Source organism: Siphonobacter aquaeclarae (genome assembly GCF_900103285.1).
In the GTDB taxonomy this organism is placed as follows: Bacteria; Bacteroidota; Bacteroidia; order Cytophagales; family Spirosomataceae; genus Siphonobacter; species Siphonobacter aquaeclarae.
Map to the genome: position 1 here is coordinate 116,321 of NZ_FNGS01000001.1, position 19,921 is coordinate 136,241.

18 protein-coding genes are annotated in these 19,921 nt (G+C 54.6%); 13 read left to right on the plus strand and 5 right to left on the minus strand.

Annotated features, from left to right (window positions below; genetic code table 11):
* Positions 1 to 500 precede the first annotated feature (500 nt).
* From BLR09_RS00435 to BLR09_RS00470, 8 genes are all read left to right on the plus strand, one after another.
* On the plus strand, positions 501 to 1,289 hold the full coding sequence (locus BLR09_RS00435) for an SDR family NAD(P)-dependent oxidoreductase (RefSeq protein ID WP_093197758.1): 789 nt from the start codon (positions 501 to 503) through the stop codon (positions 1,287 to 1,289).
* Entirely contained in the window at positions 1,286 to 2,269 is a 984-nt protein-coding gene (locus tag BLR09_RS00440) for an NAD-dependent epimerase/dehydratase family protein (RefSeq protein ID WP_093197760.1), read from the plus strand. Before BLR09_RS00435 ends, BLR09_RS00440 begins: the two co-directional genes overlap by 4 nt.
* A 39-nt stretch (positions 2,270 to 2,308) precedes the next feature.
* On the plus strand, positions 2,309 to 3,202 hold the full coding sequence (locus BLR09_RS00445; protein ID WP_093196435.1) for a helix-turn-helix domain-containing protein: 894 nt from the start codon (positions 2,309 to 2,311) through the stop codon (positions 3,200 to 3,202).
* A gap of 351 nt (positions 3,203 to 3,553) precedes the next feature.
* Positions 3,554 to 4,006, plus strand: a complete 453-nt coding sequence (locus tag BLR09_RS00450) for a MarR family winged helix-turn-helix transcriptional regulator (RefSeq protein ID WP_143010972.1) — start codon at positions 3,554 to 3,556, stop codon at positions 4,004 to 4,006.
* Between the two features lie 79 nt (positions 4,007 to 4,085).
* Entirely contained in the window at positions 4,086 to 5,393 is a 1,308-nt protein-coding gene (locus tag BLR09_RS00455; RefSeq protein ID WP_093196437.1) for a TolC family protein, read from the plus strand.
* 11 nt (positions 5,394 to 5,404) lie between these two features.
* Positions 5,405 to 6,490 (plus strand): HlyD family secretion protein, encoded by a 1,086-nt coding sequence (locus BLR09_RS00460; RefSeq protein ID WP_093196439.1) that lies wholly within the window; start codon positions 5,405 to 5,407, stop codon positions 6,488 to 6,490.
* A complete protein-coding gene (locus tag BLR09_RS00465) occupies positions 6,487 to 8,082 on the plus strand; it encodes an MFS transporter (protein ID WP_093196442.1) in 1,596 nt (531 codons plus the stop codon). Before BLR09_RS00460 ends, BLR09_RS00465 begins: the two co-directional genes overlap by 4 nt.
* 4 nt (positions 8,083 to 8,086) lie before the next feature.
* Entirely contained in the window at positions 8,087 to 8,512 is a 426-nt protein-coding gene (locus BLR09_RS00470) for a MarR family winged helix-turn-helix transcriptional regulator (protein ID WP_093196445.1), read from the plus strand.
* A 55-nt stretch (positions 8,513 to 8,567) separates the two neighbouring features.
* Here the strand turns inward: BLR09_RS00470 and BLR09_RS00475 are convergent, their stop codons facing one another.
* From BLR09_RS00475 to BLR09_RS00485, 3 genes are all read right to left on the minus strand, one after another.
* The gene (locus BLR09_RS00475; RefSeq protein ID WP_093196447.1) at positions 8,568 to 9,797 is read right to left on the minus strand and encodes an alkaline phosphatase family protein; all 1,230 of its coding nucleotides are present in this window, start codon (positions 9,795 to 9,797) and stop codon (positions 8,568 to 8,570) included.
* A gap of 62 nt (positions 9,798 to 9,859) precedes the next feature.
* Complete coding sequence (locus tag BLR09_RS00480; protein ID WP_093196449.1) at positions 9,860 to 11,647, minus strand: RagB/SusD family nutrient uptake outer membrane protein; 1,788 nt, start codon at positions 11,645 to 11,647, stop codon at positions 9,860 to 9,862.
* A gap of 6 nt (positions 11,648 to 11,653) precedes the next feature.
* Positions 11,654 to 14,854, minus strand: coding sequence for a SusC/RagA family TonB-linked outer membrane protein (locus tag BLR09_RS00485; RefSeq protein ID WP_093196451.1), 3,201 nt, complete (start codon positions 14,852 to 14,854; stop codon positions 11,654 to 11,656).
* A gap of 461 nt (positions 14,855 to 15,315) precedes the next feature.
* Here BLR09_RS00485 and BLR09_RS00495 point away from each other — a divergent pair, with 461 nt between their 5' ends.
* Positions 15,316 to 15,981 (plus strand): TetR family transcriptional regulator, encoded by a 666-nt coding sequence (locus BLR09_RS00495; protein ID WP_093196456.1) that lies wholly within the window; start codon positions 15,316 to 15,318, stop codon positions 15,979 to 15,981.
* Here the strand turns inward: BLR09_RS00495 and BLR09_RS25235 are convergent.
* Both BLR09_RS25235 and BLR09_RS00500 read right to left on the minus strand, forming a co-directional pair.
* Positions 15,904 to 16,152 (minus strand): CBU_0592 family membrane protein, encoded by a 249-nt coding sequence (locus BLR09_RS25235; protein WP_143010973.1) that lies wholly within the window; start codon positions 16,150 to 16,152, stop codon positions 15,904 to 15,906. The genes BLR09_RS00495 and BLR09_RS25235 overlap by 78 nt on opposite strands.
* A 5-nt stretch (positions 16,153 to 16,157) precedes the next feature.
* On the minus strand, positions 16,158 to 16,490 hold the full coding sequence (locus BLR09_RS00500) for a hypothetical protein (protein WP_093196459.1): 333 nt from the start codon (positions 16,488 to 16,490) through the stop codon (positions 16,158 to 16,160).
* 170 nt (positions 16,491 to 16,660) lie between these two features.
* On the opposite strand from BLR09_RS00500, the gene BLR09_RS00505 reads away from it, so the two are divergent.
* The 4 genes from BLR09_RS00505 to BLR09_RS00520 all read left to right on the plus strand — a co-directional run bounded on the left by BLR09_RS00505 (position 16,661) and on the right by BLR09_RS00520 (position 19,885).
* Entirely contained in the window at positions 16,661 to 16,849 is a 189-nt protein-coding gene (locus BLR09_RS00505) for a DUF6496 domain-containing protein (protein WP_093197765.1), read from the plus strand.
* Between the two features lie 42 nt (positions 16,850 to 16,891).
* Positions 16,892 to 17,665, plus strand: coding sequence for a non-homologous end joining protein Ku (gene ku, locus BLR09_RS00510; protein ID WP_093196461.1), 774 nt, complete (start codon positions 16,892 to 16,894; stop codon positions 17,663 to 17,665).
* Between the two features lie 64 nt (positions 17,666 to 17,729).
* Positions 17,730 to 18,860: a TlpA disulfide reductase family protein gene (locus tag BLR09_RS00515; RefSeq protein WP_176785389.1), complete on the plus strand. Its 1,131-nt coding sequence runs from the start codon at positions 17,730 to 17,732 to the stop codon at positions 18,858 to 18,860.
* 161 nt (positions 18,861 to 19,021) lie between these two features.
* Entirely contained in the window at positions 19,022 to 19,885 is an 864-nt protein-coding gene (locus BLR09_RS00520) for a helix-turn-helix domain-containing protein (RefSeq protein ID WP_093196465.1), read from the plus strand.
* Positions 19,886 to 19,921 lie beyond the last annotated feature (36 nt).

A 19,921-nucleotide genomic window follows, 5' to 3' on the forward strand; every position in this document is an offset into this window, starting at 1 on the left:
GCTTTTTCAGGTCTTTCGTAAAGCATATGCACTTTCTTTTCGCCGGGGCGGCTCATGCGGGGAATGCATTCAGCTACGCCCTTTCAAAAGGGGTATTTTCTTCCCGGTTTTTCCCTGATTTCTGTCCGTTTTTACTGCAATTTCTTCCATTGATCGAATGGTGCCGGCAGGTATCCTTTTTGTTGGGAAATTCATAACTGATTTTGTTTCAACAGCTTCTGCTCCGATGCAAGACTATCTGCCCAAACTGATCAAAGAGGCGTTCTACTACTTCATGATCGCCTGTATGTTTGCCTTCGTTGCCTGGAATGCATGGGGGCTTCTTCAAGACATTGCCCTCTGAGTTTCTTCATTTCAGGGGAATCGCAACCTGGCTTGACAGTCAGCAGGTTGCCTGAATAATTCGCCTCTTTTTTCCGGGATACCTGCTTTTTTCCTGTGCCTTCATGGGGGGACTTTTCCGATCGGTTGTCCTCAATTCCGTAAAAGCACATGAAAACATGAAGAATCAAGTTGCCGTCGTGACCGGCGCCAGCCGGGGCCTTGGGAAGTTCCTCGCGCTTGAACTGGCCCGGAGAGGTTTCTCGATCGTACTCGTTGCGCTGCCGGAGGAAAACATCGCGGACGTTGCCCGGCAGGTCCGCACCTGCGGCGTCGACGCGTGGACGTATGAAACAGATCTTTCCCGAAAAGAAAACGTCATTGACCTGACTACGTGGGTCAACGAACAGTTTGAAGTGGGCGTCCTCGTCAACAACGCCGGTCGCGGCGGCACAGTACCGTTCTCCGAATGCGGGGTCGACTACATCGACCAGATCATCCAGCTCAATGTCGGAGCAACGGCTCTCATGACCCATCAGTTACTGCCCAACCTGCTCCGGCAGTCCCAGGCGTACATTCTCAACGTATCGAGCATGGCATCTTTCAGTCCGATCGGTTACAAGACCGTATATCCGGCATCGAAACGCTTTGTGCATCATTTTACGCGGGGATTATATCAGGAACTGAAAGGCACAAATGTCTTCGTCAGCGTGGTCATGCCCGGATCGATGAAGACAAACGACAACGTCACCGCCCGCATCGAAAAACACGGATTTATCGGAAAAATAGGCCTTGTTTCACCGGAGAAAGTTGCGGAAAGGGCTATCCGGCAGCTCTTTCGCCGGGATTCGATGATCCTGGTCGGCTGGAGCAACCACCTGAACTGGTTGTTAATGACACTGATACCGGTCTGGATCCGCCTTCCGCTGCTCACCCGGGTGGTCCGCCGCGAAATCGAATGCGTATGAAACCGGTTCTCGTTACAGGCGCGAGCGGCCTGCTGGCTGTCCACACCATCCTGCAATTGCTGGAGAGTGATTATCCGGTGCGGGCGCTTGTCCGCGACCCGGACAGGCTCGCCTGGCTGACCCGCCCTGGCCTTGAAATTGTACCGGGCAGTGTGGAAGATCGTTGGGCGGTCGCCCGGGCTGTTCGCGGATGCGGCGCCGTTGTTCACGCCGCCGCGATAACCGACCCTGACCGGCTCGGATATGCTGAATACAAAGCCGTAAATGTCGATGCCACGCGTTGTCTTCTCAAAGAAGCGGTAGCTGCCGGCGTGCGAAAATTCGTGTATGTCAGTACTGCAAATACCCTCGGCTACGGGAGCAGAGAGAGGCCGGGCGATGAAACGATGCCGGCGAACGGGCCTTTTCGCCGCTCCGCTTACGCCCGCAGCAAGGGCGAGGGAGAAGATTGGGTACGACGGTTTTCGGACGATCTGGAGGTAGTGGTTGTTCACCCGACGTTCCTGATCGGAGCCTATGACGCAAAACCGAGCTCCGGACGTATTATCACGTTGCATTTCGACCGGCGCTGGATTTTCTGCCCGCCCGGAGGCAAGAACTTTGTGGATGTACGGGATGCCGCGAAGGGTGTCGTCGCGGCGCTGGTCCGGGGTAAATCCGGCGAATCATATCTGCTCGCGGGAGAAAACCGGAGCTACCGGGAGTTTTTCGGGCAGATGAGCCAGTATATGCCCCGCAGACCGAAATTGATTACCCTTCCGGCGGCCGTATTACTGGCGGCGGGACTGGTCGGAAGTATCCTTCGCCGATGCGGTATCCGCACCGCCCTCAGCCTGACGAATACGCGTATTCTCTGCGTCTCCAACTACTACTCTGGCGCAAAGGCGACGAGGGAGCTGGGCGTACCTTTTCAGCCGGTTTCAGGCGCCATCGCCGAGGCGGTTAACTGGTTCCGGCAAACCGGTAGGATAGGGCGGTGAGAATCGCGTTCGTATATTTGGATTTTGCAAGAGACGAACATGCAATCACTGGAGGACTTTTACCGGGAGACATCAGCAGTCGTCCCGGAGCAACTCAACCGTGAAATCGGGCACTTCAACGTATTCCGCCTGGAAGACCTCGGCCCGACCAAGAGCCGGCGTATGCCTTACAACCGGCGGGCCTATTACAAGATCAGCCTCATCAGCGGGCGGAACAAGGCCGAGTATGCGGATAAGGTCATCGAGATCGAAAAGAATACCCTGCTTTTTGCCACACCAAAAATTCCCTATCACTGGATTCCGCTGGAGGAAGACCAGAGCGGGTTTTTCTGTATTTTTTCTCCGGAATTCCTGGCTCCGCTGCGCAACGGAATACCCCTCGAAGACCTGCCGATTTTCCACCCCGGCGGCTACCCGCTTTTCCAGCTTCCGGACGATACTTATGCCGAGGTGACAGCTGTGTTTCAGCGCATGTTCCGGGAAATTTCGTCTGATTATGCCTACAAATATGACCTGCTGCGAAACTACGTTCTGGAGCTGATTCACTACGGCCAAAAGCTACAGCCGGCGACGGCTCTGTACCCGGCTCATACCGCTTCAGCTCGGGTTTCTTCTCTTTTTGTGGAATTATTGGAACGCCAGTTTCCGATAGAATCGCAGGTACAACGGTTGCAGTTGCGGACAGCGAAGGAGTATGCCGACCGCCTGGCCGTCCACGTCAATCACCTCAACAAAGTCCTGAAAGAAAACCTCGGCAAAACCACGACCGAACTCATCGCCGGCCGTGTGACGCAGGAGGCAAAGATCCTGCTGAAACAAACCGACTGGACCATTTCCGAAATTGCCTGGAGCCTCGGCTTCGAAGAGCTCGCTCACTTCTCCAATTTCTTCCGGAAACAGGCGGGGCTTTCGCCGGGTGCGTTCCGGCATTGATTTGAATTTTGTAAGATTCAGAATTCCGGATTCACCCCGACCCCGGAGGGGTCGAACACTGTAGCCGCAGGCACCGCCCGGGGCGTTTTTACGTATGGACCAAATCTCGCGGGCTGCAGCCCGCGGTTACCGGCGTTCGACCCCGAAGGGGTCCAAATGCTGAATACCACAGCCGATCAATGGTGCTTCCCCGCTTTGAAAAACACGGACTCATCTCCAGTGACGATATCAATTAACTATTTGATAATGAATTAGTTATAAACTTTTTTCAGAAAACAGAACAAAAATGAACCACCAATAGTTAAATACTTGACTATTTAAAATACCTTTGTGCATCTTTTGAAAACAGGCATGACAGAACAGGAAGAAACCATCGATTTGGCGCGGTCGTACTTCAAGGTATCGACGCAGGCGACTATGGCGTTCCGGCAGTTCATGCAGCAGAAGTTCAAAAGTACCGGCGTGGACCTGACATTTGAAATGGCTCAGGTTTTGAATGCACTCGCCGGCAAGGACGGCGTCAACCAGCAGGAAATCGCGAACGCGACTGTCAAAGACAAAGCCAGCCTGACCTACCTGATCGACAACCTCAGCATCCGCGGGCTCGTTTACCGGCAGGAAGATGAGGCCGACCGGCGCAACAAGCTCATTTTTCTGACGCCCAAAGGCCGGCAGTTGCTGCAGGATACCCTGCTTGCCTGGGCCGATGAGATGTACACCCTCGCTGCGAAAGATATTCACCCGGATGATATTCAACTGGTTATCAGTGTTATGGAAAGAATCGTCCAGAACCTGAAGAATTGATTTTTTTTGCCCAAATAGTTAAAGTCTTTACAGTCAATAAACAAAACATTAAACCATTTACTTTATTCCCGTTACAACCATGTATCGATTTGTTCTATTCCTGTTGCTGCTGACAGCCGTCCCGGGGTACTCCCAGAGACGGATTCCGCTGGAAGAAGCAATAGGGCTCGCTCTCCGGAATAATACGGCGCTGAAGGTATCGGCTGACCGCATTCAGATTGCCGATGCCCGGTTCCGGCAGGTGAAAGACCGCGCGCTGCCGCAGACAAGCGCCTCGCTCCAGGCCGCGCGTCTTTCGATTCTGTCTCCGTTTGAACTGAACATGGGCGGGCCTGAGCCGGCGTTCGCTTTGCCCCCGACATCGTTCTGGTCGACGATCGGAATGGTCTCGGCCGGGAAGGAAATCTTCTCCGGATTTGCCGAAAAATCGGCCCACAAGTCTGCCGAACTGCTCGCTGAAGCCAGTCGCCTCGACGCTGAAAAAGACAGCCGCGAAATCGAGTATGCCGTAGTTGCTTCTTATTACAACATCTACAAACTGATGCAATCGGCCCGAATCCTGGACGAAAACAGGGAGTTGCTCCTCCGAAAAGAACAGGATGTCAAAAACATGCTGCGCGAAGGTATCCTGACGTCGAACGAACTGCTGAAAATCCAGCTCCAGCAAAGTAACCTGGAGCTGTCACGGGTGGATGTACGCAATGCACAGGAAGCAGCGCTGTTTAATCTCGGAACGCTGCTCGGGGTAGAAACACCCGTTGCCATCGATACGACCCTGAAGCTAACGGATGCCTTGCCTGATCAGCTTGGCGACCTGCTCGGCCAGGCTGAGACCTCCCGTTCGGAGCTGAAAGCCAATGTATTGCGGATCAAATCAGCGGAATCGAACCTGACGCAAACGCGTAGCGTGCTTTACCCGCATGTCAGCGCCTCCGCGATGTACCTGTACCTGAATCCGAACAAAAACGTCATTCCGGACCGGCATACGTTCCTCCAGGCTGTCAACCTGGGCGTTTCGGTTCACTACAGCATTTCTTCGCTGTACGCGGCGAAGGGAAAAATCCAGGAAGCCCGGCTCAACATTGATCAGGCCCGGCACCTGAACACATTGCAGGAAGAACAAATCCGGAACGAAGTATTCGGGCTGTTCCGGTCGGGGATCTCCGCCCGGGAAAAGATCCGGGTATCAGAAACAGCCCTGGCGCAGGCGAGCCGGAGTTTTACACTTACAGAGTCGAAGTTTCGCAATGGGTTACTGCTGTCGAGCGACCTGCTCGAATCGCAAAACCTGCTCCTGCAGGCGCAACTGCAACTGCTCAACAGTCGGGTCGATGCCCAGCTGACCTACTACAAACTGCAAAAAGCCATCGGAAATCCTGTTCACTAATCAATACCATCATGAAACCGGAAGAAACACAGGCGGAAAAACATCCCCAGAAAAAACATAGGAAAGTAAACCTGCGGAAATGGACCGTCAACGGCATCCTGCTACTGGCGATTGCCGGCGGCGCCGGCTGGACATATGACCGGTTTGTCCGGTACCAAAACAGCGAGATTACGAACGATGCGCAGGTGGAAGAATTCATTAACCCCATCAATTCCCGTATCGGCGGGTACATACGCGAAATCCGGTTTACGGAACACCAGGCGGTAAAAAAAGGAGATACGCTGGTGGTTGTGGACGACAGGGAACTGAAAATCGCCGTCGCCCAGGCCGAAGCAGCCTACCTCGAAGCGCAGGCGGGTCAGGGAGTGACGACATCCACCATCAATACCGTCAAAAACAATACCGATGTAGCCGACGCCAACATCGAAGAGCTGAAAGTCCGCCTCGCCAACGCGGAGCAGAATTACAGCCGGTATGTCAACCTGCTGAAGGACGAATCGGTATCCCGGCAACAGTTCGACATGGTTAAAACAGAATACGACGCCCTGAAAGCCCGTTTCCAGGCATTGAAAGTACAGCGCCAGAGTACAGAGCTGGCCACACACGAAGTCAGCAAACGCCTCAATGTCAACGTAGCCGGTATCAAGCGGGCATCTGCCGCGCTCGACATGGCCCGGCTGAACCTCAGCTATACCGTGATTACTGCGCCGTACGACGGGTACGTAGGGCGGAGACTGATCCAGGAAGGACAACTGATTCAGCCGGGGCAGTCGCTGGTATCGATTGTCCGCGCCGATCAGAAATGGGTGACCGCCAATTACAAGGAAACCCAGACAGCGCGTCTGCGCATCGGTCAGCCGGTTACGATCCGGGTCGACGCCCTCGAGGGGAAGGTATTAAAAGGAACCGTCACGGCTATCTCTCAGGCGACCGGCGCGCGGTATTCGGCCGTTCCTACGGACAATTCAACCGGTAATTTCATCAAAATTCAGCAGCGGATTCCTGTTCGCATCGATTTCTCGGACAACGCGCCGGAAGATATCGCCCGGCTCCGCGCGGGCATGAATGCCGAGGTGGAAGCTGCCTCCCGATTATGAAAAGCCCGTTTCAATCCTGGTTGCCGAAAGGCCTGATTCCGGTGGCGTTGCTCGTCCTGCTGTTTCCAACGCTGAGTATGAGCGGAGTATATACCAGCAATACGCCTGATCTGGTCGGGGCGATGGGTACACTCAGCGAATACTTCACGATGGCCAACTATGCGACAACGATCGGGATGGTCGTCGCCTATCCGTTGTTGCTGAAAGTGAAGGGATACTACAATTCCCGGACAATTCTGCTGGTATCTTACGGCGCAACGCTGGGACTGAGCGTTTTATGCGCGACGACAGGATACCCCGAGGTAATCGTCGGTGCGAGCCTCTTCATCGGTTTCTTTAAGATGTTCGCCATGATCGAGCTGATCATTCCGATCATGATGATGCTGAGTCCGACGGGCGACCGGGGCCGTTTTTACGCCTTTTTTTACCCGTTGTCAATCGGTATCGGCCAGTTTTCGGCCTGGCTCACGGCATACCTGACATATGCATACAACTGGTCGTACGCCTATTATTTCATGGTATTGGCGATGCTGGCATGCCTGCTGCTGGTCCTGCTGATGTATCACGATGAACCGCTTGAAACCCGGGTACCTGTTCAGGGTATTGACTGGTTGAGTGTAGTTCTGCTTGCATCGGGGCTGATGACGCTGAATTACGTGCTTGCGTTCGGGAAATACGAAGATTGGCTGTCTTCTCTCCGGATTCAGGGCGGATGGATTGCGACGGTGATTCTGTTAACCGCGTTCGTTTCCAGGCAAATCGGGCACGCACATCCCTTTCTCGATCTGTCAGTGCTGAAGAGCCGAAACGTCCGCGTGGCGCTCGGTCTGATTTTTCTGATGGGCGCTTTCTTTGCCACCGGCGGGATTCAGACGGCGTTGACGACTACGGTATTGCGGTTCGACAACGTAACGTCTGCCGAGCTATCGCTCTGGATGCTGCCGGGCGTGCTGGCAGGCGGTGTGCTGTGTTTCTTCTGGTTTAAATACAAGGGCGGTTTCCGGGGATTATTGCTGATCGGATTCGGGGCATTCATCGCCTATCACCTGTTGCTGTACTTCCGGTTTCACCCCGGCGCCGGCGATCACGATTTGTGGTTTCCCAACGCGCTTAAAGGCCTGGGTATGCTCGTACTTTTCGTTGCGCTGGGACTGTACATGGCCAACAAAATGACCATGGTCGGCATGATCAACAGCGGTATGCTGATGATTATGTTCCGATCTTTTATTGGCCCGGCGGTCTTCTCCGCCCTCTATTCCTGGGGCATGTACTACGGTCAGATCAGCCATACCCAGGCGCTGGCCGGTCGGATGGACCTGCTCGATCCGCTGGTCACAGCCCGGTACCAGGCCGCCGGACTACCGGCGTCGAGTATGGGTGCTGAAGCCGTTCATTCCCGCGGCGCGCAGGCGTTGCTGGGATCGGTGCAGGTACAGGCAGTGCTCGTCACAGGGCAGGAGCTGTTCGGGTACATCGTTCTCGGAGGCCTGGCGGTTTTGGTGCTTATTCTCGTCCTTCCTCTCCAACCCGTTAACAAACGCCGGCTCGTAAACCTGCGTCGCCGCTGGCGCCAGGTAATCCCGGTACCCTGATCGTATGACCGTTTCACTTTCACACGTCCGGAATTTTCTTTGCCTTTTTCTGCGGGTACGGCATCAGATAGTCAGCCGGTTTGAGGAAGAAATGACCCGTCGAGGGCACAAGGGGCTTACCGTCAGGCTGTTTTCCAGTCTGTCGATGATTGAAGACGGGATGAATCCGGCGGAGCTCGCCCGCCTCCGCGGCGTCACCAAGCAGGCCATGAGCCAGACGCTGACCGCGCTTTCTGACGCCCGGCTGATTCGCCAGATGTCAGACCGCCACGACGGCCGTATCCAGCTTCTTGCCGTTACCGAAAAAGGAAAACAGGCGCTGGCAGACGGTCTGGAAGCGATGCAGGTTTTACTGGATCCTGCCGGAGCAATAGCCGACGAAGCTTTTTACAGGCAGCTGACCGGTATTCTTGAAGAATTGGGGAACTGAACATTCCTGTAAATGCCATGAAAAAGAAAAGGCGACCACCTGGTCGCCTTTTCACTTATTCCAGCACCCACCTGTTCACGGTATTATACTGCCCTTCCAACGCGATTTTGTAGTAGGATGAGGGTAAGCGGGATACATCAATCATTGCTTTTCCTTCCGTCACCGGTACTTCGCCCATGAGGAGGTACCGGTCGGGTTTGCCTTCCTCGAAGTAGTTGGTTGTACTGATCCAGATTTTCACCTTGCCTTCCGGATTGTGCGCTTTCCACTGGATGGAGAGGCTCTTTCCGGTTTTTTCGGCTTTCGGTTGAGAGAGAGACAGCCGGCCGGTCAGCGGAACGCCGTCTACTTCGAACGCCTGCTGCTTGGGGAATGTCACATCCAGGTGCCGCGCGATGGTCGGCATGATGTCGACAATCGCCGGCGTCGCCTGCGTAAAGGCGGCATTCAGACCTGTCGCGTTCGTTACAATCCAGGTACTCCGCTCCCGGTCCGACTGACCGCCGTGGTTTTTTCCGGTCTGAAAATCACGACCGTGGTCGGTGGTGACGACCATCAGCCAGTCTTCGCCCGTCGTCTTTTTCCGGTATTCGATTGCCTGCCAGAGCCGGCCCATTTGTTCGTCCATCATCCGGATAGCCGCGTAGTAGGGCTCGGCATCGCCGTAGCGGTGACCCATGTCGTCGGTGTATTCCAGGTATACCCACGACAGGTCAGGAGCCTGCGTACGGATATACTCGTCCGCCGTGTCGACGACCTTTTCGTCGATGCGATGAATGTACTGACTCTCTTTGTCATGCGGGAAATGAAGCGTATCCAGCTCGAAGCCATCGAAAAAGTAATCCATTCGCAGGTGGTCGGTCTGGGGCAGGCCGTCGCCGAGGAGCTTCGTCCGGTTATCCAGCCAGGTAGAAAATACAGCCGCCTTTTTCGCCGGATATTGTTCCTTGAAAAACCGGAAGATGGTCCAGTAATGATAGTTGGGGTCCTTGATGTCATTGCCCCAGACGTTATGCTTATTCACCCAGGTTCCGGTGAGCAGGCTGTTGTAGCCTACCGCCGAGATCGTCGGGGTTTGGGAATAGGTTTTCCGCTCTCCGCCGACATACGCCGCCGCGAAGCCGCCCTGTTTGGCGATGGCGTCGAGCCGGGGCGTACCGACTTTCTTCAGGACGTCGGGGGCAATACCGTCCACAATGACGAAAAGAACTTTTTTAGCTCCCTTCTGCGCCATCGCGGGTGTGAGAACGGAAAACAAAAACAGGAATGCGAGCGTACGTAGCATAGTCAAAACAGGTAAAAACGGGAGCCTGACGAGCAGACTCCCGCAAAGATGAACAGGCAGAATTACCAGCCAAAAACCTGTTTCAGGTTCGGGTTGAGAAGCATCTGCGTCTGTGGTACCGGACGGTAATAGTATTTCGGATCGATAAACTGCCGCGTCGTCGTTTCCGTGATGATCGCGCCGCCCGCGTTTCCGTTTTTAAGGTACACCGTAACGTTCTCACCCGGAGCGCCGGCTTTGTAGTACACGAGTACCACGCCGAGGGAGTTCTTTTCCTTCTGGGCTTCAGCAGGGATGGAAGCGCCTTTGTCGATGAGAATGATATCTTCGACACCGTCGCCGGTCAGGTCATACTTTCCGAGGCCGGGGAAATACATGCCTTCCGGGATTTTGGTCAGCACCTTGCCGGCTTTCCAGCGCATCAGGTCGTGGAAGCGGTGGTCTTCAAAAGCGAATTCCACCCGCTTTTCCCGCCTGATTTCCAGGATAATACCCTGATTGGCGCCGGTTACGTTGGGGAATTTCTCCGCCTGAACGGGATCAACCGAAGCATTGGCCTTGACGAGGTTCAGGTCCGGCATACCGGCGCGGCGACGGAGCAGGTTCACGGACTCATCGAGGTTGGCCTGCGTCAGTTTTCCGGTTTCGGCAAGAGCTTCCGCGTAAATCAACAGGGCTTCCGCATAGCGGTAAACAGGGTAATCCGCTCCGTTCTGAATCGCTGCTGTGGTGGAATTGATATATCCTTTCAACTGGTGATATCCGGAGAAATTCTTGTTAAGACGCTGAATATAAGGCGTTGCGTCGGGTTGACGAACCCAGCCCGGAGGAACCATCGTCTGAGACAACCGGGGATCGCGGTTCTGAAATTCCTTCACAAAACCAAACGTCTCGTACCCGGGTTGTGCCGAAAGGGGGGTACCGTCTTTCATGAGGTACGCCTGTACCAGATCGCGGGAAGGCGCCATTTCATAGTCTCCGAATACTACGCCATTGACCGAGCCGCTTCGCTTCTTGTCCATATCATAGGGGTTGGCGAGGATGACTTCCTTGTTCGAGAGCAGGTCCTGGCTCGCAAAAAGGGTAGCATAGTCTTCGTTCGGTTTTCCCGTCGAATAGATCGAAAACTTTTTCGAGGCGATGATCTCGCCGGCTATTGCTGCGGCTTTTTCGAGCAGTGGCCCGGCTGAGGCTGTCAGGCTTAATTCGTCGTGGTATTTCCGGTAGGTACCTTCATACAGGGCCGCGCGGGCATAGAGCAGCTGGGCGGCCCATTTGCCGGGAGTACCTGTCGGAACAGACTCCCGTACGTTGGCAGCGGCAAAGGCGAGGTCGGCGAGGACCGAATCCATGACGACCGTCCGCGAGTCCTGGGTTTTGTACAGGTCTTTGTCTGACGGGTTCAGCGTTCCGGAGTACCAGGGCACATTGGAGTACCGCCGTACCTTATCGAGGTAAAACTCTGCACGGTAGTACCGGGCGATACCCGCATAGTGATTCTTCACCGCTGCCGATACGTTGGCTTTCTGGTAGCTGACGAGGAAGTAGTTGATGTTCCGGAGCCGCGTCCAGTCCCATCCGCCGGTAATGGTCTGGGCGCTGGGCGTACCGGTCATGATGGTCTTCATCTCTATGGCGCCGGTAGTAGAGGCATTGTCCGTTCCCTGCTCCGTTGAAGCCAGGTACGAGCCCGATCCCGGGAGCGAAAGAAGCCCGTTGATGTACAGGGAGAGGTCTTCTTCCGAATTGAAAAATGCTTCCGGAGAAATCGACGTCTGCGGATACCGGTCCAGGAACTGGTCCTTGCACGACGTCAGGAGAATGAGTGCGAAAAACAGGTATTTTTTCATGGGATGTTAGAACTCGATGTTGACACCAACTGCCATTTTACGCTGGAAGGGATACGCCCAGGCGCTGTAACCCTGGTTGACGGCCTCGGGATCGATGTATTTCTTGATCGCGGAGAATTCGAACAGGTTTTCACCCGAGACATACACCCGGAACCGGTTGATTTTGTAGCGGCTCAGCCAGGCAGACGGGAGGGTATAGCCAACGGAAACGTTCTTGACCCGCAGGTATGCAGCGCTCAGCAGGTACTTGGTTTGGGGAATATCCAGACCGGCGCCGTAGTTGGCATCCGCGAGCCACGACTGAAGTACCGGGTATTTCGAGTTTGTATTGGCGTCGGCGAGGCCCGCAGCGATGTAGGAAGCAGAGTGGCGCTCCCGGTCGGCTCCCGTTTCGGAAGTAGCCCGGTAGAAATCCAGGTTCCAGGGATAGACGTTGGCATACGGCTGCTGGTAGGGTCCCCAGAAGAGGTAGTGACGGGGGTAGTAATCCGCTTTGCCGACTCCCTGCAGGAAAATAGCTGCGTCGAAATTGTTCCAGCTCAGGTTCAGGTTGATGCCGAAGCGGTACCGGGCCGTGGTATTCCCGATGATGCTCATGTCTTTCGGATCTTTGGCAGAAAGGCCCTTTTCGATCTTTCCGTTACCGTCGAGGTCGACATACTTCGGCCATCCCTGCACAATCTGCAGCGCTCCCCAGGGGATGATGGCGGTTTCGTCGAGCTTCTTGATTTCATCGGCGCTCTGGAAGTAGCCGTCGTTTTTCAGCCCCCAGATTTCACCAAGCTTCTGGCCTTCCCGGTAATTGCTGAACAACTGCTGGTCGTTGCGGAAGCGGGTAATGGTCGATTGCGCATCGGATACCAGGAATTTCGCATCTACTGACAGCGGCTTCGAGCCGACGGTATACGAGTCCCGGAAGCCGATCGACAATTCCCATCCGTTTGTCCGCATGTCGGCTGCGTTTTGCTTCGGTACCGACGTGCCGAGTACGCCCGGAAGTTCCTGTCCGGTGGTGAGCATGCCTTTCGTGTTCCGGATGTAGTAATCGGCCGTTACCATGATTTTATCACGCAGGAGCCCGAAGTCGAGACCGGCATTGACGGTGTTGACACGCTCCCAGGTATAGTTCCGGGGGTCGATCGTGAGCGACGGCGAACCGGTGATCACCGTTTGCTGACCTCCATTGATGAGGTAGCCGGAGAGACCCGTCGGAAGGGTTTGCAGGTAGCTGTAGTACCCGACGTTCTGGTTTCCGAGATCACCATAGGAAGCGCGGAGCTTCAGCGTGGGAATGGCATGCTGGGCGCCGGCAAAGAACGGTTCCGAGCTGATAATCCAGCCTGCCGAAACGGAGGGGAAGAAGCCCCAGCGGTTGCTCGACGGGAAGCGGGAAGAACCGTCCAGGCGTCCGTTGGCTTCGAGCAGGTAACGTTCCTTGAAAGTATAGTTGAGGCGGCCGAAGGCGCTCCGTGTGGCGTAGGAATCGTAACCGGCAGTGACGAAAATATCGCCGGTCGTCAGTCCCAGGTAAGGAAGCGAAGACGAAATCAAGACATTGCGCTCGGTCTTAACGGTGGAATATACGTAGCTCTCCTGGTTGAAACCGGCCATCAGGCCGACGGTATGTTTGCCGAAGGTCTTGTTGTAATTGCCGTACAGGTTGTAAACGGTCTGGTTGAGTGAGCCGTTTTGTTCGGTCACGGATCCGTTGCCGCCTTCCTGCCGGATATCGCCGGGGCCGAAGCCGATGTTGAACTTGCGGGTATCCCAGTGGTAGGTCCACATTTCTTTTTTGAACGAAGCGTCTCCCGTAATCGAGAAATCGCCGAAGGTGGCCGTCAGTCGCGTAATGTTCTGAAAACCAAACATATCCTCGCGGTTCTTTCCACCGTCGGTCAGGCGGGCTGCCAGGCGGCCGGCGCCGGTATTGGCCCAGGTTCCGTCGGGGTTTTTCGCCACGTCGGTCGGCTGGAGGTAATACACATCGGTGATGGAAGACGTCGGATCGGCGCGGCGGGTAGAATAGAGCGAAAGGTTGTTGTCGACCTTCAGCCAGCGGAGCGGCGAGAAGTTCACCCGGGATTTGAGGGCGTAGCGCTCCCAGAAATCAGCTGTGAGCTTATTCAGACCGTTTTCTTTCGTGTAATCTCCGGAGACATAATATCCGACCGGTACGTTTCCATCGGCGTTGGCACTGCCGGTAAACGCCAGGCTATGGTTCTGTGAAATGCCGACTTTGTTGAAGAAGTAGTCATACCAGTTGTTGGCGCCCATGTAAGCCCACTTGGTCGGATCAGACGGATTCAGGCGGGTATCGGGGAGGGACGGGTTGTCCGAGCGTTCCTTCGCCCACTTGTAATATTCATCCGAATAGTTGACATAGTCCCAGGGAGTATTGTCGGTCGACGTTTCAAGTACCCGGGAATAAATGTACGGGTCAGTAACGGGCTTCGCGAGTACCGTCGGTTTACCCCAGGAAACGAAATTGTTATACGTAATACTCTTCCGGCCCTTTCCACCCTCTTTTGTCGTGATAAGGACCACGCCGAACGCGGCCCGGGCGCCGTAGATGGAAGCGGAAGCGGCATCCCGCAAAACGGAGAAGGAAGCGACGTCCGACGGGTTCAGCCGGAGCATGTCATTGGACGTGGCCGGAATGCCGTCGATGATGATCAGGGGTTCGCCGCCGTTGATCGAGGTACCTCCCCGGATGTTGATCGTGGGTACCGTACCCGGCCGGCCGCCGCCATAGGTAATGTTCAAACCGGGGCTGGCGCCCTGTAAGCCCTGAATGACGTTGGCTACCGGTCTGGATTCCAGTGTTTTGCCGGCAAGTTGGTCGACAGCGCCCGTCAGGTTGATTTTCTTTTGGGTGGCGTATCCGACGACAACCAGTTCATCCAGATCGCCGGCGTCAGCGGGCAGGACGACATCCACTACCGTCCGCCCGCCGACCGCTTCTTCCACCGTCCGGAAACCGATCGAGGAGAACACCAGCACCGCGTTGTTCGGCACATTGACCAGGGTATAGCCCCCGGAGGCATCGGTGGCCGTGCCCTTGGCCGAGCCTTTCACACGGATGTTTACACCCGGCAGACCGTCCTTTCCGTCGGTAACCTTCCCGGTGATTTTTTGCTGGGCGTGTGCCTGCCAGACAAGCAGCAGCAGGCACGACACCCTTAACAGGTACTGTAGAGGGTTTTTCATGTTGTCAGGTTTGTGTTTCTGGAGAAATGAGGCAAAGTTCCTTCACGTAGATTAATTGAATGTTAAGTCAAAAAATCCAAATCATTAATAAATTGTTTGAATGTTCAGTTAATTTATAAATCAAACAGGTAACGCGCCGGAATACGGGGCGGTATGAACGGAAATGAATGATTACGGGGTTGGTTTTTCAGTCGGGAACGCGTGGCCGGGTGGCCAGTGAAAGGTTCACAAAGTAGTGAAGCAGAATGCATATTTCCATGCAGTTGCGCCGAAAGAAATGCTGAAAAACAGGCAGACAAACGTTTGCATGCCCGGATACAAACGTTTGTGCAAAAAACGGAGGGAAAGACGGGAGCGGAGCGGAACGCTTTCCGGTGGGGTATCATTCCGGGCGCTGCGAACGGAAAAGGGAGAATTCGGGGAAAAAAAAGGCATATTTGGGAGAAAATATTTTACTCGAAATGGGAAGAAAAAGTCTGAAAGACATCCGGCAACGGGAAATCATAGAGGTGTTTTATGCCGTGGCGAAGCGGGAAGGGCTGGAGAACACGTCCATCGCCAAAATTGCCAGGGAAATGAATACCAATCCCAGTCTCATCATCCATTACTTTCAGACGAAGGAAGACCTGATTTACGAACTGATCGACTACATCCTGAGCCAGTATCAGTTGATTTTTCAGATTGAGCGGGAAGGCGCCACGCGCGAGGCCCTCGTGGAAACGATTGACAAGCTGTTTTCCAAGAAGTGGAACGACCTGTTTGACGACGGCCTGTCCTTCAGCTGCTACGCGCTGATTTTCCGGAACGAAACGGTGAAGGAGAAATTCAAATCCGTGCTCGACCTGCTTCATACCCGCCTGGCGACGCTCATCCGGCAGTGCGCCGAAAACGGCGAGATCAGGCTGACGGAAGATCCCCGGGTGGTAGCCGACCTGATTTTCGTGATTGTTGACGGTGCGTACTACTATTTGAGCCTGGTCAGTGATCCGGCAGAGTTTGACCGGAAACTGACGGAATACAAGCTCCGGGCGCTTCGCCTCCTGTCGATCTCACTGATCCCGGTTTCTGCGGGCGATCGCGGCCAGGCCTATTCCCATCCAGACGACGTTGACGGCCAGGCTCGGTAAGCTCCCGGAATACAGGGAATGGACGATCAATCCCAGCGCACCGAGAATATTAAGCAGGTGAAACGGGATGCCCTGGGAGCTCAGTTTCCCAAGGGTCAGCAATAAATACGCCAGGACGTAGAAAACGGCTCCCAGCCAGCCGGCAAGTTCGATCAGGAATGTAGTAGTCATGCCGCTCACATGGGCTCATCTTCCGACAGGGCTACGCTGTCAATCTCAAAAAACAGAGTAATACGATCCCGGCTGAATACGCGCCGCACTACTTTCAGATTCCGCTCGGCAATGGCCTGATAGGCTACTTTATAGCGCTGGAAATCCTCTTCTTCCCCGTTCTCATCCCAAAATTCCGGCGGATTAACGAAGTCCGTTTCCCGGAAATTGATGTAGTCGCCCGCCTGCGGAACCAGGTCGTAAGGCAGATCCAGCTCCAGACCGGCAAACTCGCTGAGTACTTCATACAGCTCCTCATCGTAATCGTCCGGGACGAGAAACTCCACCGTAATTTTCATATAGCTCTTTTGATCGTTACCCGCAATATACGACGAATGCCGGTTTGGCGAGCGGCAAAAGCCGTTTCGTAACACCTATACATACCTAGTACGGTTTTTTCTACACTATGTTATTGTCTCCCGTTTAGCTGTCCGGCTACGGGAGTATCTGAAACCAAATGCATACAGTCATGGCACGTTACTCAAAAAAGGCAGGGGAGAAAGTAGAAGAGAACCTGCATGAAATGAAAGAGGGGAAACTCCGGTCCGGATCGGGGAAAAAAGTCACCAACCGGAAACAGGCCATCGCGATCGGTTTGTCCGAAGCGCGGAAAGAGGGCGCCAAAGTCCCCGCAAAAAAGAAGGAAAAGAACCAGTAACCAGGCCGGGGGATATTCTCCCGGCTTTTTCAAAAACGCCTTATGAGAGCTATCTGGTCGGGGGCCATCGGATTCGGCCTCGTTAATATACCCGTCAAACTACTGAGCGCCACGCAGGAAGAAACGCTCGACCTCGACATGCTGGACCGGCGGGATCACGCCGCGATCAAATACCACCGCGTCAACGCCGATACCGGCCGGGAAGTCGTCTGGGACGACATCGTCAAAGGATTTAAAACTGATTCGGGGTATGTCATTCTGGAAGACAGCGACTTTGAACAGGCGAGTCCCGAGCAAACGAAAATGATTGAAATCGGCGAATTCGTGGAGGAAACGGACATCGATCCTTCCTTTTTCGAAACCGTATACTTTCTGCAGCCGGACAAGTCGGGCGCTCGGGCTTATGCCCTCCTGCGCGACGCGCTGAAAAAAACCGGAAAGGCGGGAGTCGGCTCGTTTGTCTTACGAAACAGGGAAAGTCCGGTATTGGTCCGCTCGTCCGGAAACGTGCTGCTGCTGCATCGCCTGCGGTTTGCCAACGAACTCCGGGATCCGGCGGAGGTGACGATACCTGCTGCCAGAGTACGCCCCGATGAGCTGAAGATGGCGGTGGACCTGATCGGCCAGATGAGCGAGTCGTTCGATCCGTCGCGCTACCACGATACCTACAACGAAAAACTCCTGAAACTGATCCGGGCGAAGGAAAAGGGAAAGAAACCGGCAACCAAGGTTGTCCGCGTACCCACAGCCGAGAGCCGCGACCTGCTCAGCCGCCTGCGGGAAAGCCTCGCAGGAACCACCAAAAAGGTATCCTGACGGGAAAATGCGCCGGGATTCGGCGAAAAAATGCGTATTTTCACCGGTCAACAAACCAACCACTATGCGCCTTGTCGTTCTCGCCACTCTGGCAGCTTTCTCCGCTCAGGCCCAGCAATTTGACCTGAAAGGGAAAGCCGGTTCCCTGAAAGACGGAGACAAAATCTACCTCATTTACACCGCTGCTGATAAACAGGTAACGGATTCAGCCAATGTCAAAAGCGGTGAATTTCAATTCAAAGGCAAGCTCGACTATCCCGTTCAGGCGAACCTCTACCTCAACCGGAATCCGTATGTCAACCGGCTTCAGCCCGGTGAGAAAATGGACTACCTCCGGTTTTACCTGGAGCCGTCGGCTTTTGCGTTTAACTCCCCCGATTCCCTGAAAAACGGTAAGTTCTCCGGATCGGGCCTCAATCAGGACCACGCCGCGCTGAAGGAACTGATGAAGCCGAACGACGAGAAATTCACGGCTCTCCGGAAGGAATTTGAAGCGTTGCCGGCAGAAAAGCGTCAGGATAAGGAGGTCGTCAACGGATTTATCGAACGCGAAAATGCGCTGATGGGTGAATTGTATGGCCTGTATGTGACCTTTGCGGAGCAGCACCCGCAGTCGTACCTGGCGGTTATCAGCCTGAATCATGCCGCGTCCCGGGAGGATCTGACCGCCCGCGTACGCAAAGCCTATGAAAAGCTTCCCGCCAAGTGGAAGAACTCCCCCCTGGGCCAGGGCGTACCCGTAGCACTGGACGCGCCGGAGAAAACCAAAATTGGAAAAGAAGCGCCTGATTTCGCACAGAAAACGCCGGAAGGTCAGGACTTTAAGCTTTCCAGTCTTCGGGGTAAATACGTGCTGGTCGACTTCTGGGCGAGCTGGTGCGGTCCCTGCCGCCGGGAAAATCCGAATGTTGTCAAGGCCTATCAGAAATACAAGGAAAAAGGATTTACCATTCTCGGCGTATCGCTCGACAACCCCGGCCAGAAAGAAGCCTGGCTCAAAGCCATTGCCAAGGATCAGCTCGAATGGACGCAGGTTTCCGACCTCAAGGGCTGGGATAACGGCGTAGCCAAGATCTACGGCATCCGGTCGATTCCGGCAAATTTCCTGCTGGATCCGTCGGGAAAGATTATCGCGAAGGATCTTCGGGCAGAAGGGCTGAATGAGAAGCTGAAGGAATTGCTGGGAGGGGAATAGCCTTTTTTTATGTAAAACCTTCTATTTGAGACAGATGCCAGTTCCATGGGAACTGGCATCTGTGCTTTCTGTCCGGCCGGCGGGTATTTGCTTCGCGAGCGCGAACCGCCTATCTTCCCGGCTTCCTGAAAAGGACTACCCCAAAACACGCCTCCGCCGGCATGCAGAAAAAATTCAACCTCAAATCCTTCAATCTCTACGAGTTTCTGAAGCATCAGAACGCGTATGACCAGAGTGTTCCGTTCTTCCTTGCCGACCGGCATACGTATGAAAAGGCGCACGTCAACTTTCCCTTCCGGACCTTCGCCTACGGCATCGGGATTACCTATTCCGGACCGGGAGATATCTTCAAAATCGGTAGTACCGACTACTTTGTAACGGAAGGAAGCCTGACAACAGTAGGGCCGGGAATGGTTTGCCAGTGGACGGGCAACTACGTCTCCGAGCATGATACCGTGTACTTCACCGAAAAGTTCTTCAGTGATTTGCAAACGCATTCGTTCCTTCATTCGCTGCCGTTCTTTTTTCACGGGGGAAAGCACGTAATCGCGCTGACAGCGGAGCAGACGAAGAAAATGGCATCCTTATTCGGGTTACTGAAAGAGCTGAAAGACGACCGGAAGGCCGTCCCGGGGATTGTCCATTCCCTGCTCATGCTGGTGGATTCGTTTCATTCCGCCGACCCTTCCCGCAATTCGCCCGTATCCAACCGGGAAAAGATTGCCAGCTCCTTCCGGAAACTAGTGGCCGAACAGTTTGCCGAACACAAGGAAGTCGCCTTTTACGCCGACCAGCTTCACATTACCCCGAAATACCTCAGCGAAGTACTCCAGGCCGAATTGGGTAAACCGGCGAAAGTGTTTATCGACGAATACGTCATGATGGAAGCCCGTAGCCTGCTGAAACAGACCGCCTTCTCGGTGCAGGAAATCTGCCAGTGGCTGGGATTTGAAGACGCATCCCACTTCGCCCGGGTATTCAAAAGGGCCACCGGTGAGACCCCTACGCAGTACCGGAAAGTATAACGATACCGCCATTTGTGCTGGTTCTACCGTCTTCCT